Here is an 18,221-nt window from a genome sequence, read left to right on the forward strand (position 1 = left end):
ACCTGTGCTGTGACTTTCATTACAACGCAATAGTCTATGAGTAGGCTGCCAGCAGAGGGATGACCCGCTGGTCAGAACAGGATTGGGTAAGTATTGCCACACCCTGCCGCACAGGATTATCGAGGAGCTCGCATGACCAAACAAAACGCCTTTACCCGGGAAGACCTGCTGCGCTGCAGTCGCGGCGAGCTGTTCGGCCAAGGTAACGCGCAACTGCCCGCCCCCAACATGCTGATGATTGATCGGATTACCCATATCAGCGAAGAAGGCGGCAAGTACGGCAAAGGTGAATTGGTCGCCGAACTGGATATCACTCCGGACCTGTGGTTCTTCGCCTGTCACTTCGAAGGTGACCCGGTGATGCCAGGTTGCCTGGGCCTGGATGCCATGTGGCAACTGGTCGGTTTCTTCCTGGGCTGGCAAGGCCTGCCGGGCCGCGGCCGTGCGCTGGGCTCGGGCGAAGTGAAATTCTTCGGCCAGGTCCTGCCTAGCGCCAAGAAAGTCACTTACAACATCCAAATCAAGCGCGTCCTCAAAGGCAAGCTGAACCTGGCCATCGCCGACGGTTCGGTGACCGTGGACGGTCGCGAAATCTACACCGCCGAAGGCCTTCGCGTCGGCGTGTTCACCTCCACTGACAATTTCTAAGGGTATTCGCATGCGCCGCGTCGTTATCACTGGTCTGGGCATTGTTTCCTGCTTGGGCAATGACAAAGACACCGTTTCCGCCAACCTGCGTGCAAGCCGCCCTGGCATCCGTTTCAATCCGGAATATGCCGAAATGGGTCTGCGCAGCCAGGTTTCCGGCTCCATCGACCTCAACCTCGAAGAGCTGATCGACCGCAAGATCTACCGCTTCGTCGGTCACGCCGCGGCCTATGCCTATCTGGCGATGAAAGATGCGGTCACCGACTCCGGCCTGACCGAAGAGCAGGTGTCCAACCCGCGTACCGGCCTGATCGCCGGTTCCGGCGGCGCATCGACCCTGAACCAGATGGAAGCGCTGGACATCCTGCGCGAGAAAGGCGTCAAGCGCGTCGGTCCGTACCGCGTGACCCGCACCATGAGCAGCACCGTCTCGGCCTGCCTGGCGACGCCATTCAAGATCAAGGGCCTGAACTACTCCATCGCGTCTGCCTGTGCCACCAGTGCCCACTGCATCGGTACCGCGATGGAACAGATTCAGATGGGCAAGCAGGACATCGTCTTCGCCGGCGGCGGTGAAGAAGAACACTGGAGCCAGTCGTTCCTGTTCGACGCCATGGGCGCACTGTCCAGCAAGCGCAATGAAACCCCGCAACAGGCTTCCCGCGCCTACGACGCTGACCGTGACGGTTTCGTCATCGCTGGCGGCGGCGGCATGGTTGTCGTTGAAGAGCTGGAACACGCTCTGGCCCGTGGCGCCAAGATCTACGCCGAACTGGTTGGCTACGGCGCGACCTCCGATGGCTACGACATGGTCGCACCGAGCGGTGAAGGCGCGATCCGCTGCATGCAGCAGGCGATGTCTACCGTTGACGGCAAGATCGACTACCTGAACACCCACGGCACCTCGACTCCGGTCGGCGACGTCGCGGAAATGAAAGGTGTGCGCGAAGTCTTCGGTGCCAATGCTCCGGCGATCAGCTCCACCAAGAGCTTGTCGGGCCACTCGCTGGGCGCCGCAGGCGTTCACGAAGCGATCTATTGCATGTTGATGATGGAAGGGAACTTCATGGCGGGCTCCGCCAACATCGACGAGCTGGACCCGGAAGTAGCCGACCTGCCGATCCTGACCAAGACTCGCGAAAACGCCGAGATCAACTTGGTCATGAGCAACAGCTTCGGCTTCGGCGGCACCAACGCCACTTTGGTGATGAAGCGCTGGACCGGTAAGTAATTCGACCGATACAGCATGTGAAAAAGGCGCCTTTCGAGGCGCCTTTTTCATTTTGGGGGTCGGCACCTGTTCCTTCTGTAGCAGCACGGCTCGCCGGCGGCGGCGTCAGTCGGATCGCTACCGCCGGCAAGCCAGACTGCTACAGAAAAGGGTCACGTAGGCGAAATCACACCGAAAACGCCGCCACCATTCCGTTCAGATCCGTCGCCAGGCGGGACAAATCGTTGCTCGCGGCATTGGTCTGATTGGCCCCTGCCGAACTCTGCAATGCCAGATCGCGAATGTTGGTGAGGTTGCGATCGACCTCGCGCGCTACTTGCGCCTGCTCCTCGGAGGCACTGGCAATGACGGTATTGCGCTCAGTGATCAGCGTGATCGCTGCGGCAATCTCATCCAGTGCCACACCCGCAGACTGCGCCAGCTCAAGGGTCGAGCGCGCACGGCTGTTGCTGCCCTGCATCGCGGCGACAGCCTGATCGGTGCCCTGACGAATATCGCTGACCAGCAACTCGATTTCCTGGGTCGAGGACTGGGTACGATGAGCCAGCGCCCGCACTTCGTCTGCCACGACCGCAAAACCGCGACCGGCCTCGCCTGCCCGCGCAGCCTCAATCGCAGCATTCAGTGCCAGAAGGTTGGTCTGCTCGGCCACAGCACGAATGACATCCAGCACCTTGGTGATGCCATATACCTTCTGCGCCAGAATTTCCACCTGATCTCCCGTCTGCGTCACGTCCTGCGCCAGATGATTGATCGAGGTCACTGTGTCCTGAACCTGCTGGCGACCGCGCTGGGCGATGCGATCCGACTCGTCGGAAGCCTGCGAAGTCGCCACGGCGTTACGCGCCACCTCTTCTACGGCCGCGGTCATCTGATTGACGGCAGTGGCCGCCTGATCGATTTCCAGACTCTGCTGATGCAGGCCGCGTGTGGAGTCCTCAGTGACCGTGCTCAATTCTTCCGAAGCCGATGCCAACTGGTTCGACGAATCGGAAATACGCAGAATCGTGCGACGCAGACTCAGCTGCATGGCTTTCAGCGCTTCCAGCAGACGCGCAGGCTCATCACGCCCCTGCACGACAATGTCGGCGGTCAGATCGCCCGCTGCGATGACTTGAGCGATTCCCAGCGCCTGGGCCAATGGCTGGACGATGCTACGCGTCAGGCCCCACGCCAGCAGTAGCGTGATCAGGGCCGCGAACACAATCATCGCCATCACCCAGGCCTGTGCGCTACCGAACACCTGCCTGGCGAGATCGGTGGCTTCGCTGGCGCCTTTCTTGTTGATGACCGTCAGCTCATTGAGTGCCAGGGTCATCTTGTCGGCGTATTGATTCATCTCGCCATTGATGACCTGCGAGGCCTCCTCCATCTGATTCTGTCGGGACAACTCCATTACCCGGTTCTGACGCTGGAAATAGGCCTGCTTGGCCGACGCGAACCCTTCGTATAGCTCGCGCTCGCGGGATGACCCGATCAGCGCCGCATAACGCTGCTCAATAGTCTGCAGCCCGGTCTTGAGCTGATCGAGCTTGTTGTAGTTTTCCTGCAGTGCGTCGGCGTTACGGTTGAGCATCAGGCGCAAGGTCAGGGTCCTGATACGCATCAAATCTTGTCCCATGGTGCCCAACTCCATGACACTGGGGAGCCATTTGTTCTCCACCAGATCCGACTGTTTGCGCATGCTCGACATTTGCAGCAACGCAAAGGCGCCCAGACCGAAAACCAGCAGCGCCAGCAGCCCGAAGCCAAGCGCGGCGCGGGGTGCGATATTCATATTTCTAACGGTCATGATGGGTCCCTTCCTAAAAACCCTGCACTGAAAAAAGAGCAGCTGGTTGTGGCTACAGATATCGGCGAGCGCCCATGAGACCTGTAGGACAATTCACTAACTAGTTCGTAATAATTTATAACAATGAACGGTAAGCACAGACGATCCAGACGCCGACGCTTAGGCTTTTGTATCCTGTGACCACGTCCACCGAGAGCCCTGACATGCTGATCATCAAACCCCGCGCAGAAGACGTCGAAGGCCAGCCGATCCTGCGTCCCCTGCCCTCCGCCCAATGCCGCAGTGTCGGCCCGTTCGTTTTCTTCGACCATATGCTGGAAACCACCTACAACCCCGGCACCGGGATGGACATCCGTCAGCACCCACATATCGGGCTGTCGACCCTGACCTACCTGTTCGAAGGCGAGATTCAGCACAAGGACAGCCTGGGGAGCGACCAACACGTGCAGCCTGGCGAAGTCAGCTGGATGACGTCGGGCACCGCGATTGCCCACATCGAACGCACGCCACAGGCACTGCATGACAGTGGTTCACGATTGCATGGCCTGCAGGTCTGGCTGGCATCCCCAAAAGAACATGAACAAGGTCCCGGGCACTACAGCCATCACATCGCTTCCACGCTGCCTTTGAACGACAGCATGGGTATCGCGATTCGCATGATTGCAGGCCACGGTTTTTGTCTGACGTCGCCGGTGCCGGTGCTGTCGCCGACGCTGTACGCCGAATTGAAGATGCAGACCGCGACCACGTTGCTGATACCCGCCGAGCATGAGCAACGGGCGTTATATGTGATCGAAGGTGAAATGCTGCTCGATGGCAAACCGGTGGAGCCACGCAGCCTGGTGGTACTGGATGCGGGATACGAGCCGACGCTTTGCGCCGAGGGTGAATCCCACGCCGTGTTGATCGGCGGTGCGCCGCTGGACGGTCCGAGGAGGATGAACTGGAATTTCGTCGCCAGCGATCCGGCCTTGATCGATCAGGCCAGGGCGAAATGGGCGGCCAGGGACTGGCCGACGGTCCCGGGAGAAGTGGAGCGGATCGAGTTGCCGACGAGTAAACAGCAACAATCCTGAGGTCGGCATGAACCTGTAGCCGCCCGGCCGGACGGCTACAGAACGGGGATCGTCTTCAGATCACCATTATTGGCAGGAGCCAACGCTCAGCCCGCGAAGACTTCATCCAGCAAGTTGTGCATCGCGGTAAATGCGCGCTTGGACACCGTCGGGTTGTACATCTGCACGCCCGGGTTGTTGGCATGAGGGTCGGTGAACGAGTGGAATGCGCCGCCATAGCTCAACAGCTGCCAGTCGACATTGGCCGCGTTCATTTCCGCTTCGAATGCGGGCAGTTGCTCTTTCGGCACCAATGGGTCGGACGCACCGTGCAGCACCAGCACCTTGCCCTTGATGTTATTGGCATCCGCCGGGTTGGTGGTGTCCAGCGTACCGTGGAACGACACGGCGGCTTTCAATGGCGCCCCAGTGCGAGCCAATTCCAGCGCGCAGCAACCGCCGAAACAGAAACCGAACGCCGCCAGGCTCGCCTTGTCCACTGCCGCAGTGGTCTGAGCGGTCAGTTGATCCAGTGCTGCGGTCATGCGTTTGTTCAACAGCGCACGGTCGTTTTTCATCGGCATCATCGCGGCCGCCGCTTCGTCGCCATTTTTCGGGCGAACGTTCTGACCATAAAGATCAGCCAGCAGTACCACATACCCCTTGGCTGCGACGTCTTTGGCAATCTGCTCGGCGTCTTCGCTGATACCCATCCAGTTCGGCGCCATCACCAGACCCGGCACGGCCTTGGCACCTTCGCTGAATACCAGACGGCTCTCGTAGCTCTGACCGTCGATCTGATACACCACGGACTGCACAGTAACGTTGCTCATTGCTGACTCCTGCTGTTGAAGATGAAGGTAATCAAATGACAAAACCCGCCGAAGCGGGTTTTGACAGGGCTCGAATGTTAAACCGAGAGCTCGACCAATAACTTGTTCAAACGGCGCACGTAGGCAGCCGGATCCTTCAAGCTGTCACCGGCAGCCAACGCTGCCTGATCGAACAGAATGTGCGACAGCTCACCGAAGCGCTCTTCGCTCTGCTCGTTGTCCAGCTTGCCGATCAACGGGTGGGTCGGGTTGAACTCAAAAATCGGCTTGGAATCCGGAACCTTCTGACCGCTGGCTTCCAGAATCTGACGCATCTGCAGCCCCAGGTCCTGCTCACCGATGGCCAGAATCGCAGGGGAATCGGTCAGACGATGGGAGACGCGAACTTCGCTGACAGCATCGCCCAAGGCAGCTTTCAGGCGCTCGATCAAACCTTCCTTGTCCTTGGCGACTTCTTCCTGAGCCTTCTTGTCCTCTTCGGAATCAAGCTTGCCCAGGTCCAGGTCACCGCGTGCCACGTCAACGAAGCCCTTGCCGTCGAAGTCGCTGAGGTAGCTCATCAGCCACTCATCGATACGGTCGGTCAGCAGCAGCACTTCGATGCCTTTCTTGCGGAAGACTTCCAGGTGCGGGCTGTTCTTGACCTGCGCGTAGCTTTCGCCGGTGAGGTAGTAGATCTTGTCCTGACCTTCCTTGCCGCGAGCCAGATAGTCAGCCAGCGAAACGCTCTGCTCGCCGCTGTCGTCCGAAGTCGAGGCGAAGCGCAGCAGACCGGCGATCTTCTCTTTGTTGGCGAAGTCTTCCGCCGGGCCTTCTTTCATGACCTGACCGAAGTTTTTCCAGAAGCCCTTGTATTCTTCCGGCTGGTTCTTCGCCAGCTTCTCCAGCATGTCCAGCACACGCTTGGTCAGCGCGGACTTCATCGAATCGATGATCGGATCTTTCTGGAGGATTTCACGGGAAACGTTCAGCGACAGGTCATTGGAGTCCACCACACCCTTGATGAAACGCAGGTACAGCGGCAAGAACGATTCGGCCTGATCCATGACGAACACGCGCTGCACGTACAGCTTCAAGCCACGAGGCGCTTCACGCTGATACAGATCGAACGGGGCGCGGGCAGGCACGTACAACAGCGAGTTGTATTCCAGCTTGCCTTCGACCTTGTTGTGGCTCCAGGCGAGCGGGTTCTCGAAGTCGTGGGCGATGTGCTTGTAGAACTCCTGGTATTCCTCGTCTTTGACCTCGGTGCGCGGGCGGGTCCACAGGGCACTGGCACGGTTGACGGTTTCCCACTCCTGAACCGGCGCTGGCTCACCTTCGACCGCGACCTGCTCTTTTGGCAGTTCGATCGGCAAGGCGATGTGATCGGAGTATTTCTTGATGATGTTGCGCAGGCGGTAGCCGTCAGCGAACTCGTCTTCGGCACTCTTGAGATGCAGGACGATACGGGTGCCGCGCTCAGCCTTGTCGATGGTAGCGACTTCAAACTCGCCCTCGCCCTTGGAGGACCAGTGCACACCTTCGCTGGCAAGGGTGCCGGCACGACGGCTATAGACATCGACCTTGTCCGCCACGATGAACGCGGAATAGAAACCCACGCCGAACTGGCCGATCAGGTGCGAATCCTTCTTCTGATCGCCCGTCAGGTTTTTCATGAAGTCGGCGGTGCCGGATTTGGCGATGGTACCCAGATGGGTGATCACATCGTCGCGGTTCATACCGATGCCGTTGTCTTCGAGGGTGACGGTTTTCGCGTCCTTGTCGAAGCTCACACGGATCTTGAGCTCGGCGCCGCCTTCCAGCAGATCCGGCTTGGACAGCGCTTCGAAACGCAGCTTGTCCACAGCGTCCGAAGCGTTGGAAATCAGTTCACGAAGGAAGATTTCCTTGTTCGAATACAGCGAATGGATCATGAGGTGCAGCAGCTGCTTCACCTCGGTCTGGAAGCCCAGGGTTTCCTTTTGAGTTTCCACACTCATGGTCATCAAACTCCAATCAGTTCACACAAATAGGGGTAGCCGCCAAGCGCCAGACTGCCGGGCCGGACGGCGGGTTGTCATCAAGGTGGGGGCAGGGCCAGGGATTTCAAGCCCCGGTTGCGGGCGGACGTGCAATCTTCATCCGCAGTAAGGAAAGAGTGACGGCGGCCGAGCCGCTATGGCTCCAGCAAAAACGATTAACCTACAGAGCGCGCAGCAGATACGTAACAGCCGTGAAACAGTTATTCATTTATCCCGCTGAAACATGGAACTAACTTTATAAAGGCGCGTTCGAAGGCACGTAGATGTTCAATAAGGAGAAACACCCCATGCGTAATACTTTAGCCATTGCCCTCATGCTTTCTGCCACCCTGGGTCTCGCTGCCTGCGACAAAAAATCCGAGGATAAACAGCAAGATGCCAACAAGGCTGCCCAGCAGTCCCAAGAGTCGATGCAGAAGGCTCAAGACAAAGTGAACGACGCCGCCAAGGAAAGTCAGGAAGCTGCCCAGAAGAACGCCGAAGCCGCTCAAGAGCGCGCCAAAGAGGCCAACGATCAAGCGCCTGCACCAACTAAGCAGTAAGTTTCAGAGTTCCCAAAAAATAAAGCCCGCTTTTAGCGGGCTTTATTTTTATTCAGCGCACGTAAACGGCGTCGCTATTTTTCTGCAACACCGTCCTCCTCGTAGACCGCTTCTTCGCTGCGCTTGCCGATCATGCGATCCACCACAAACGCACCCAACAGGGTGATCAGTGATGGAATCAGCCAGGCCAGCCCCTGCTCGCTCAGCGGCAAGTGCGCCAGAGCGTCAGGCAGATGCTCGCCCAAGCCCGAACCCTTGATGGCGTCGATTGTGCCGAACAGGAAAGACACCAGCATTACCGGCGCAACAATGCGCCCTTGGGCGTACCAGAAGTCCTTGCAGAAACTCAGCGCGACCAAGGCAATGCACGGTGGGTAAATGGCCGTCAGCACCGGAATGGAGAACTGGATCAGCTTGGTCAGGCCCAGGTTGGAGACCAGCAACGAGAACGCGGCCAGCAGGATCACCAGCGTCTTGTAGGACAGCGGCAACAGGCGGCTGAAATACTCGGCGCAGGCGCAGGTCAGTCCCACTGCGGTCACCAGACACGCCAGCGAAATCAATACCGCAAGGAAACCGCTGCCCAAGGTGCCGAAGGTGTGCTGGACGTAGGCGTGCAGCACCGCAGCGCCGTTGGTCGCCCCCGCCGCAATGGCATGACTGTCCGAACCAAGACGGAACAGGCTGATGTAGACCAGCGCCAACCCTACCCCAGCGATCAGGCCGGCGATAATGGCGTATCGAGTGATCAGCTTGGGTGACTCGACACCACGGGAACGGATGGCATTGACGATAACGATGCCGAACACCAGTGCACCGAGGGTATCCATGGTCAGGTAACCGTTGATGAACCCTTGGGAGAACGGCGCGGCGACGTAGGCAGGCTGCGCGACACCGATATCACCGGCAGGCAGGGCAAATGCGGCAATGCCCAGAACCGCCAAGGCGATGATCTTCAGCGGCGCCAGAAAACGTCCGACCGTGTCGAGCAGACGCCCCGGATACAGGGAAATCCAGAACACCAGCAGGAAATAGACAAGGCTATAGAGGAACAACGCCAGCGGACTTTCGCCTGTGATCGGCGCCAAACCCACCTCAAAGGAAACGGTCGCGGTACGAGGCGTCGCGAACAGCGGCCCCACCGACAAGTAACAGACCGCAGCAAGCACCGTACCGGCGACCTTGCCGATCGGACTGCTCAGCGCATCCATGGCACCGCCGACCTTGGCAAGAGCGACCACGGTGACGACAGGCAGACCTACTGCAGTAACGAGAAAGCCCAGCGCCGCCATCCACACATGAGGACCGGCCTGCAAGCCAACGATTGGAGGGAAGATGATATTGCCAGCACCCACGAACAACGCAAACGTCATGAAGCCCAGCGCCAGGATGTCCTGACCTTTCAACACTTTCATCAAAGAAACCACACTGCTGAATCGGAATTAAGAAGAGGATTTCCCCGAGGGTGAGGGAAATGCTGCTCGTCCTTTTAGGACAAGCCCGTAGCGCAGAATGGCTCCTTATGGGGGCCGACCACGCAAAATGGCGGCTAGCCTACCCTATTTCCCGCACCGACACAGGGCACCCCGACCGATGTACGCACTTTCACGTCGCATATCAGAAAAGTCCTACAGGATTGCGTCAGTCATGAGATCGCCATCGCTGCCGTCGGACCTCCGGCGTCTCCCACAGGTTTTTCGTTGTGACACGACCAGGCGACACACGCAGACCGTAGCAGTCCGATGTTCGCAATTCCCCAACAGCTATACACACCTATCTGCCAATACCCAGAAAACACAAAGGCCACCCGAAGGTGGCCTTTGTCGATCGTTCAATGATCAGCAAGCAATGCTTACTTCTTCATTTCCCAACCAGTCAGCTCAGCCAGGGCCTTGCCGATGTCTGCCAGCGAACGCACGGTTTTAACGCCTGCGTCTTGCAGTGCAGCGAATTTCTCGTCTGCAGTGCCTTTGCCGCCAGAGATGATGGCGCCAGCATGGCCCATGCGCTTGCCCGGAGGAGCAGTCACACCTGCGATGTAGGAAACGACTGGCTTGGTCACGTTTGCCTTGATGTAGGCAGCCGCTTCCTCTTCAGCCGAACCACCGATTTCGCCGATCATGACGATCGCTTCGGTCTGTGGGTCTTCCTGGAACAGCTTCAGGATGTCGATGAAGTTGGAACCCGGGATCGGGTCACCACCGATACCAACGCAGGTGGACTGACCGAAACCGGCGTCAGTGGTCTGCTTCACAGCTTCGTAAGTCAGGGTGCCGGAACGCGACACGATACCGACTTTACCTGGCAAGTGAATGTGACCTGGCATGATGCCGATCTTGCACTCGCCCGGAGTGATCACGCCTGGGCAGTTAGGGCCGATCAGGGTAACACCCAGCTCGTCGCACTTGACCTTGGCATCCAGCATGTCGAGGGTCGGGATACCCTCGGTGATGCAGATGATCAGCTTGATGCCGCCGAAAGCAGCTTCCAGGATCGAATCTTTGCAGAAAGGAGCCGGAACGTAGATCACGCTGGCAGTTGCGCCAGTTTTTTCTACTGCTTCACGAACGGTGTTGAACACCGGCAGGTTCAGGTGAGTGGTGCCACCTTTGCCTGGCGTCACGCCGCCAACCATTTTGGTGCCGTAGGCAATGGCTTGTTCGGAGTGGAAAGTACCTTGAGAGCCGGTGAAGCCCTGGCAGATAACTTTGGTGTCTTTATTGATCAGGACGCTCATTATTTGCCCTCCGCAGCTTTGACGACTTGTTGAGCAGCGTCGGTCAAGCTGGTAGCAGCGATGATGTTCAAGCCGCTTTCTGCCAGTACTTTAGCGCCCAGGTCAGCGTTGTTGCCTTCAAGGCGGACAACGACCGGGATTTTCACGCCGACTTCTTTCACTGCGCCGATGATGCCTTCGGCAATCATGTCGCAACGAACGATGCCGCCGAAGATGTTGACCAGTACTGCTGCGACGTTGCTGTCGGACAGGATGATCTTGAAGGCTTCGGTCACGCGCTCTTTGGTAGCGCCACCACCTACGTCGAGGAAGTTGGCTGGCTTGCCGCCGTGCAGGTTGACGATGTCCATGGTACCCATGGCCAGACCGGCACCGTTGACCATGCAGCCGATGTTGCCTTCCAGTGCCACGTAGTTCAGTTCGAACTTGGCAGCATGGGCTTCACGTGGGTCATCTTGCGATGGGTCGTGGAAAGCCTTCAGCTTTGGCTGACGGTACATGGCGTTGGCGTCGATGTTGATCTTGGCGTCCAGGCAGTGCAGATCGCCGTCAGCCTTGATGACCAGCGGGTTCACTTCCAGCAGCGCCAGGTCGTGGTCCTGGAACAGCTTGGCCAGGCCAACGAAAATCTTGGCGAACTGAGCAACCTGCTTGCCTTCCAGACCCAGCTGGAATGCCAGATCGCGACCCTGGAATGGCTGAGCGCCAACCAGTGGATCGATAGTGGCTTTGAGAATCTTCTCAGGTGTTTCGTGAGCGATTTTCTCGATGTCCACGCCACCTTCGGTGGAGGCCATGAACACGATACGACGGCTCGAACGATCCACTACAGCGCCCAGGTACAGCTCTTTGGCGATGTCAGTGCAGGATTCAACCAGGATCTTGGTGACTGGCTGACCGTTTGCATCAGTCTGGTAAGTGACCAGACGCTTGCCCAACCACTGTTGAGCGAACGCAGCTGCGTCTTCCTTGCTGCGAACCAGCTTGACGCCGCCGGCTTTACCGCGACCACCTGCGTGAACCTGGGCTTTGACGACCCATTCGGTTCCGCCGATCTTGTCGCACGCTTCTGCTGCTGCTTCCGGGGTGTCTACTGCAAAGCCCTTGGATACTGGCAGGCCGTATTCAGCAAACAGCTGCTTACCCTGATACTCGTGAAGATTCATGCTTATTACCGTCTTCGTTAGGTACTGCGCATTCGGTGCTGCTCGTCTAAGCGTGCCGCACCACCTGTGACCGCTTCTCCCGTGAGGTCCCGGCCCTGCAATTGAATGCCGGTTCGAAACCCGTCGGGAGTTCGAGTCCGACGGACCTTCCGCGGTAAGCCTTGCGAACAAGGCTTACGACGGGCGGACCGCCGTGGTTTTTTCTTAGCGTTTTTTCTTGTTCTGGATGTGGATGGCGCCGCCATTCACAGCCAGAGCAGCTTCGTGCAGCGCTTCGGACAGCGTCGGGTGGGAGAAGACCATCATGCCGATGTCTTCGGCACTGGTGCCGAACTCCATACCGATCGCGCCCTGCTGTACCAGTTCTGCTGCACCCGGGCCAATGACATGCACACCCAGTACGCGGTCAGTCTTGGCATCAGCGATGACCTTGACGAAACCGCCAGTGTCGTTGGCTGCCATTGCACGGCCGCTGGCCGCGAACGGGAAGCTGCCGACGTTAACCTCAACGCCTTCGGCCTTCAAGGTCTGCTCGGTTTTACCGACCCACGCGATTTCCGGGTGGGTGTAGATAACCGACGGGATCAGGTCGTAGTTCATCTGGGTCTTGTGACCCTTGATGCGCTCGACCACCATGATGCCTTCTTCCGAGGCTTTGTGTGCCAGCATCAGACCACGGACCACGTCACCGATCGCGTAGACACCAGGAACGCTGGTCTCGCACTGATCGTTGACGAAGATGAAACCGCGCTCGTCGATATCGACGCCGCTGTCGGAGGCCAGCAGATCGGTGGTCACCGGACGACGGCCCACAGCAACGATCAGGCGGTCGAAAGTGATGTTCTGCTCACCGTCTTTGTCGGTGTAGTTGACGACAACTTCGTTGCCGTTGACTTTCGAGCCAGTCACGCGAGCGCCCAGCTTGATGTCCAGACCCTGCTTGGTGAAGGTCTTCTGAGCTTCTTTGGACACGGCTTCGTCAGCGGCTGGCAGGAATTTCTCCAGCGCTTCCAGAACGGTGACTTTGGAACCCAGACGCGACCATACCGAACCCAGTTCCAGGCCGATGACGCCAGCGCCGATAACGCCCAGGCGCTCAGGCACGGTCTGGAATTCCAGGGCACCGGTGGAATCGACGATCACATTCTGGTCGACCGGAGCCGGTGGAATGTCGATCGGACGGGAGCCGGAAGCCAGGATGATGTTGTCGGCTTCGATGACTTCGGTGGTGCCGTCAGGCTTGGTCAGCTCGACTTTCTTGCCGGCCAGCAGTTTGCCGTGGCCTTGCAGGGAAGTGACGCCGTTGGCCTTGAACAGGCTGGCAACGCCGCCGGTCAGGCCTTTGACGATCTGCGACTTGCGGCCAACCATGGCAGCCACGTCCATCTTTACGTCGGAAACCGAGATACCGTGAGTGGTGAACTGGTTTTTCGCCTCGTAGAATTTCCAGGAGCTGTCCAGCAGCGCCTTGGAAGGAATGCAACCTACGTTCAGGCAGGTACCGCCGAGAGCCAGCTTGCCCTCTTTATCCTGGTACTTCTCGATGCAGGCAGTCTTGAGACCAAGTTGCGCGGCCTTGATGGCGGCTACATAACCGCCAGGGCCTGCGCCAATCACTACCACGTCGAATTTCTGGGACATACAAAGAGTTCCTCTTTAGCTGCGAGCTTCAAGCCACAAGCTGCAAGCTGATCCGTGATGCTCTACAGACAAGTTGCAGCCTGTTATTGGGATGTTGCGACGCCCCAAGCGCGAGCGCCAGGCTGCTTTTGCTTGCAGCTTGGCGCTTGCGGCTCATGGCTGCCTTGAATCAGATATCCAGCAACAGACGAGCCGGATCTTCCAGCAGGTTCTTGATGGTCACCAGGAACGTCACAGCTTCTTTACCGTCGATCAAGCGGTGATCGTAGGACAGAGCCAGATACATCATCGGACGGATGACGACCTGACCGTTGATTGCCATAGGACGCTGAACGATGTTGTGCATGCCCAGGATGGCCGCTTGTGGCGGGTTGACGATCGGGGTCGACATCATCGAACCGAAAGTACCACCGTTGGTGATGGTGAAGGTACCACCGGTCATCTCGTCGATGGACAGTTTGCCGTCACGGGCTTTCTTGCCGAAGGTGGCGATGCCGCCTTCGATTTCAGCCAGGCTCATCTGCTCTGCGTTACGCAGAACCGGGACCACCAGACCACGGTCGCTGGACACGGCAACACCGACGTCGGCGTAGCCGTGGTAAACGATGTCGGAACCGTCGATCGAAGCGTTGACCGCAGGGAAGCGTTTCAGCGCTTCGGTGGCAGCCTTGACGAAGAACGACATGAAACCCAGGCGTACGCCGTTGTGGGACTTCTCGAACAGATCCTTGTACTTCGAACGCAGGGCCATGACTTCGGTCATGTCGACTTCGTTGAAAGTGGTCAGCATTGCCATGGTCGACTGAGCTTCAACCAGACGCTTGGCAACGGTGGCACGTACGCGAGTCATCGGTACGCGCTTCTCGGTGCGGTCACCGGCAGCGAAAACAGGCGTTGCAGCAGGAGCAGCGGCAGGCTTGGCAGCAGGTGCGGCGGCCGGAGCGGATTTCTTCGCTTCGATGGCAGCTACAACGTCTTCCTTGGTGACGCGACCATCTTTGCCAGTGCCCTTGATGCTGGCCAGGGCGATGCCGTTTTCTTCAGCCAGCTTGCGAGCAGCCGGAGCGCCGATGGCGTCTTCGTCGCCAGCAGGAGCAGCGGCTGGAGCGGCGGCAGCAGGAGCAGCGGCCGGGGCAGCAGCGGCAGCCGGAGCAGCCGATGCAGTGGCGCCCGCATCCAGAGTCGCGATCAGCTCGTTGGACAGGACGGTGTCGCCCTCGCCTTTCACGATCGATGCCAGCACGCCGTCAGCTTCGGCCAGAACTTCGAGAACGACTTTGTCAGTCTCGATGTCGACCAGCAGCTCGTCACGTTTAACCGCTTCACCCGGCTGTTTGTGCCACTTGGAAATGGTGCCGTCGGCAACGGATTCCGGGAAAGAGGGGGCTTTGATCTCAATAGCCATTGTCTGTAATTCCTTAATTCGGTTTCTAGTGCGCGAAGGCGTTAAACAGTGAACGCGTCTTGCAGCAGTTTTTCCTGCTGTTCGGCGTGCATCGAAGCGTAGCCACATGCAGGAGCAGCAGAAGCATCACGGCCGGCATACTCGAGAACGAGGTTGCGGTTGTGATTGCCGATGCTACGGCGCAAGTGATGCTGGCTGCTGTACCAGGCGCCCTGGTTCATCGGCTCTTCCTGACACCAGACCACGTTGGTCAGATTGGTGTAAGGCGCGATGGCCTCCATCAGGTCGTCTTCCGGGAACGGATAAAGCTGCTCGATACGCACGATGGCGATATCTTCGCGGCCTTCGGCACGGCGTTTTTCCAGCAGGTCGTAGTACACCTTGCCACTGCACATGACCAGACGGGTCACCTTGGCGGCATCGAGGGTGTCGATTTCCGGGATGACAGTCTGGAACGAGCCTTCGGCCAGATCTTCGAGCGTCGAGATGGCCAGCTTGTGGCGCAGCAGCGACTTGGGCGTCAGGACCACGAGTGGTTTGCGCAGCGGACGGATCACCTGACGGCGCAACAGATGGTAGATCTGTGCCGGGGTGGTCGGTACGCAGACCTGAATGTTGTGCTCGGCGCACAGCTGCAGGTAACGCTCCAGACGTGCAGACGAGTGCTCCGGACCCTGACCTTCGTAGCCGTGAGGCAACAGCATGGTCAGACCGCACAGACGGCCCCACTTGTGCTCGCCGCTGGTGATGAACTGGTCGATCACGACCTGAGCACCGTTGGCGAAGTCACCGAACTGGGCTTCCCAGATCACCAGCGCATTTGGCGAAGTGGTCGAGTAGCCGTATTCGAATGCCAGTACCGCTTCTTCCGACAGGAACGAGTCGTACAGGTCAAAGCGAGGCTGACCGGCGTACAGGTTCTGCAGAGGAACGTAAGTAGTGGCGTCTTTCTGGTTGTGCAAAACGGCGTGACGGTGCGAGAACGTACCGCGACCGACGTCTTGCCCGGTGATACGCACCGGGTGACCTTCGAACGCCAGCGTGGCGTAGGCCATGGTTTCTGCGTAACCCCAGTTGATCGGCAGGCCACCGGCTTGCATCTTCTGACGGTCTTCGTAGATCTTCTGGACCTGGCGCTGAACCACGAAGCCTTCCGGCAATTCCATCAGCTTGGCCGACAGTTCCTGCAGAGTCTTGAGGTCGAAACGCGTGTCATGACGAGCAGTCCAGGCGTGACCCAGGTACGGACGCCAGTCGACGAACAGTTCCTTGTTGGGCTCTTTGACCAGGCTCTTCACAACGTGCATGCCGTTGTCCAGGGCGTTGCGGTACTCGTCGACCTTGGTCTGAGCCGCTTCAGCACTGAGCGCGCCGCTGGCAGCCAATGCATCGGCATACAGCTCACGGGTGGTACGTTGCTTGGAGATCTGCTGGTACATCAGCGGCTGGGTACCGCTTGGTTCGTCAGCTTCGTTGTGGCCGCGACGGCGGTAGCAGACCAGGTCGATCACCACGTCACGCTTGAACTGCATGCGGTAGTCGATGGCCAGCTGGGTCACGAACATGACAGCTTCAGGGTCATCGCCATTCACATGGAGAATCGGCGCCTGAATCATCTTGGCAACGTCGGTCGCGTACTCGGTAGAGCGCGCGTCCAGCGGGTTGCTGATGGTGAAACCGACCTGGTTGTTGATCACGATGTGGATCGTACCGCCAGTCTTGAAGCCGCGAGTCTGCGACATCTGGAAGGTTTCCAGAACCACGCCCTGACCTGCGAATGCAGCGTCGCCGTGGATGGAAATCGGCAGCACTTTTTCGCCAGTGGTGTCGTTGCGACGGTCTTGACGCGCGCGCACCGAACCCTCGACCACCGGAGACACGATCTCCAGGTGAGACGGGTTGAATGCCATCGCCAGGTGAACTTCGCCACCGGTGGTCATGACGTTGGACGAGAAGCCCTGGTGGTATTTCACGTCACCGGAGCCCAGCTCGACCTTCTTCTTGCCTTCGAACTCGTCGAACAGCTCGCGCGGGTTCTTGCCGAAGGTGTTGACCAGAACGTTCAGACGGCCACGGTGGGCCATGCCGATGACGATTTCCTTGGTGCCATAGGAACCGGAACGCTGGATCAGTTCGTCCAGCATCGGGATCAGGCTTTCGCCGCCTTCCAGACCAAAACGCTTGGTGCCCGGGTATTTGGTACCCAGGTACTTTTCCAGACCCTCAGCCGCGGTGACGCGCTCGAGCAGATGGCTCTGAATGTCGGCGGAGTATGCTGGACGGCCACGCACGCTTTCGAGGCGCTGCATGAACCAGTTGCGCTGGTTGGAATCGACGATGTGCGTGAACTCGGCGCCGATGGTGCGGCAATATGTCTTCTGCAACGCGTCGACGATTTCGCGTAGGCTCGCCTCCTCCTTGCCGATGAACAGGTCGCCGGCACGGAAGGTGGTATCGAGGTCAGCGTCGGTCAAACCGTAATGGTTGATCGACAGGTCAGCTGGCGCAGTACGCTTCCACAAACCCAGAGGATCGAGTTGCGCACCCTGATGGCCGCGCATACGGAATGCCTGGATCAGTCGCAGAACTTCGACTTGCTTCTTCTCGTGCTCGCTGCTCACGCTACCGGCGGACACCGGCTGGGCGCGGCGCTGGTTTTTCCCCAGCAACACAAAATGATCGCGAACCGTAGAGTGCGATACATCGGTGGCAGTGCTGCCGTCAGCGGGCAACGTCTGAAAGTAGTTGCGCCACTCTTCTGGCACAGCGTTAGGGTCGTGCAGGTAGAGCTCGTAGAGCTCTTCCACATAGGCAGCGTTACCACCGGAAAGGTGGGCGCTGTTCCACATGCGCTGCATCACGCTTTCTTGCATGCTTGGTCACCCTCGGTTAGGGGACACCATCGGCGTCGACACCGTCGCAAACTTGAAAAGTCCATGTGCAGCGACTGTAACAAGCCACTTGGGATCACGCAGATAGTCCGGGTACCAGCCCGGATGCCCCTGCTGGTCTCATTTCTTCAAAATAAGAGCCGCAGCCTCATGACTGCTGCTCAGGTTAAAACTACGGCGCCGGTTGAAGCCTGCGCCGCAGCGTTTACGGGTACAACAGTTTCAAATGCTTCAGTACTGCAGGTGCTGCGAGTGC

General features: G+C 58.6%; 13 protein-coding genes. 4 read left to right on the forward strand and 9 right to left on the reverse strand.

The window, feature by feature from the left end:
- Positions 1-132: 132 nt before the first annotated feature.
- Positions 133-648, forward strand: coding sequence for a 3-hydroxyacyl-[acyl-carrier-protein] dehydratase FabA (gene fabA, locus BWR59_RS18705; protein ID WP_081567114.1), 516 nt, complete (start codon positions 133-135; stop codon positions 646-648).
- 10 nt (positions 649-658) lie between these two features.
- Complete coding sequence (gene fabB, locus BWR59_RS18710) at positions 659-1,879, forward strand: beta-ketoacyl-ACP synthase I (protein ID WP_081567115.1); 1,221 nt, start codon at positions 659-661, stop codon at positions 1,877-1,879.
- Between the two features lie 166 nt (positions 1,880-2,045).
- Here the strand turns inward: fabB and BWR59_RS18715 are convergent, their stop codons facing one another.
- Positions 2,046-3,671 carry a methyl-accepting chemotaxis protein gene (locus BWR59_RS18715; RefSeq protein ID WP_081567116.1) on the reverse strand — a complete coding sequence of 542 codons (1,626 nt, stop codon included), beginning with the start codon at positions 3,669-3,671 and terminating at the stop codon, positions 2,046-2,048.
- 203 nt (positions 3,672-3,874) lie between these two features.
- Here BWR59_RS18715 and BWR59_RS18720 point away from each other — a divergent pair, with 203 nt between their 5' ends.
- Complete coding sequence (locus tag BWR59_RS18720) at positions 3,875-4,747, forward strand: pirin family protein (RefSeq protein ID WP_081567117.1); 873 nt, start codon at positions 3,875-3,877, stop codon at positions 4,745-4,747.
- A gap of 86 nt (positions 4,748-4,833) precedes the next feature.
- Here the strand turns inward: BWR59_RS18720 and BWR59_RS18725 are convergent, their stop codons facing one another.
- Positions 4,834-5,559: a dienelactone hydrolase family protein gene (locus BWR59_RS18725; protein WP_081567118.1), complete on the reverse strand. Its 726-nt coding sequence runs from the start codon at positions 5,557-5,559 to the stop codon at positions 4,834-4,836.
- A 77-nt stretch (positions 5,560-5,636) separates the two neighbouring features.
- The gene (gene htpG, locus BWR59_RS18730) at positions 5,637-7,541 is read right to left on the reverse strand and encodes a molecular chaperone HtpG (protein ID WP_081567187.1); all 1,905 of its coding nucleotides are present in this window, start codon (positions 7,539-7,541) and stop codon (positions 5,637-5,639) included.
- Positions 7,542-7,870: 329 nt separating this feature from the next.
- Between htpG and BWR59_RS18735 the strand changes: the two genes are divergently transcribed.
- A complete protein-coding gene (locus BWR59_RS18735; RefSeq protein ID WP_081567119.1) occupies positions 7,871-8,125 on the forward strand; it encodes a hypothetical protein in 255 nt (84 codons plus the stop codon).
- Between the two features lie 74 nt (positions 8,126-8,199).
- On the opposite strand, the gene brnQ is transcribed toward BWR59_RS18735, so the two are convergent.
- The 6 genes from brnQ to BWR59_RS18765 all read right to left on the reverse strand — a co-directional run bounded on the left by brnQ (position 8,200) and on the right by BWR59_RS18765 (position 17,947).
- Positions 8,200-9,540 carry a branched-chain amino acid transport system II carrier protein gene (gene brnQ / locus BWR59_RS18740; protein WP_081567120.1) on the reverse strand — a complete coding sequence of 447 codons (1,341 nt, stop codon included), beginning with the start codon at positions 9,538-9,540 and terminating at the stop codon, positions 8,200-8,202.
- Between the two features lie 437 nt (positions 9,541-9,977).
- Positions 9,978-10,862 (reverse strand): succinate--CoA ligase subunit alpha, encoded by an 885-nt coding sequence (sucD, locus tag BWR59_RS18745; protein ID WP_081567121.1) that lies wholly within the window; start codon positions 10,860-10,862, stop codon positions 9,978-9,980.
- Positions 10,862-12,028: an ADP-forming succinate--CoA ligase subunit beta gene (sucC, locus tag BWR59_RS18750; protein ID WP_081567122.1), complete on the reverse strand. Its 1,167-nt coding sequence runs from the start codon at positions 12,026-12,028 to the stop codon at positions 10,862-10,864. The genes sucD and sucC overlap by 1 nt, the downstream gene beginning before the upstream one ends.
- A gap of 204 nt (positions 12,029-12,232) precedes the next feature.
- Positions 12,233-13,669 (reverse strand): dihydrolipoyl dehydrogenase, encoded by a 1,437-nt coding sequence (lpdA, locus tag BWR59_RS18755; RefSeq protein WP_081567123.1) that lies wholly within the window; start codon positions 13,667-13,669, stop codon positions 12,233-12,235.
- A 169-nt stretch (positions 13,670-13,838) separates the two neighbouring features.
- Complete coding sequence (gene odhB / locus BWR59_RS18760; RefSeq protein WP_081567124.1) at positions 13,839-15,074, reverse strand: 2-oxoglutarate dehydrogenase complex dihydrolipoyllysine-residue succinyltransferase; 1,236 nt, start codon at positions 15,072-15,074, stop codon at positions 13,839-13,841.
- Positions 15,075-15,115: 41 nt separating this feature from the next.
- Positions 15,116-17,947: a 2-oxoglutarate dehydrogenase E1 component gene (locus BWR59_RS18765; protein WP_081567125.1), complete on the reverse strand. Its 2,832-nt coding sequence runs from the start codon at positions 17,945-17,947 to the stop codon at positions 15,116-15,118.
- Between the last annotated feature and the right edge of the window lie 274 nt (positions 17,948-18,221).

Source organism: Pseudomonas sp. Bc-h (genome assembly GCF_002080045.1).
Classification (GTDB): domain Bacteria; phylum Pseudomonadota; class Gammaproteobacteria; order Pseudomonadales; family Pseudomonadaceae; genus Aquipseudomonas.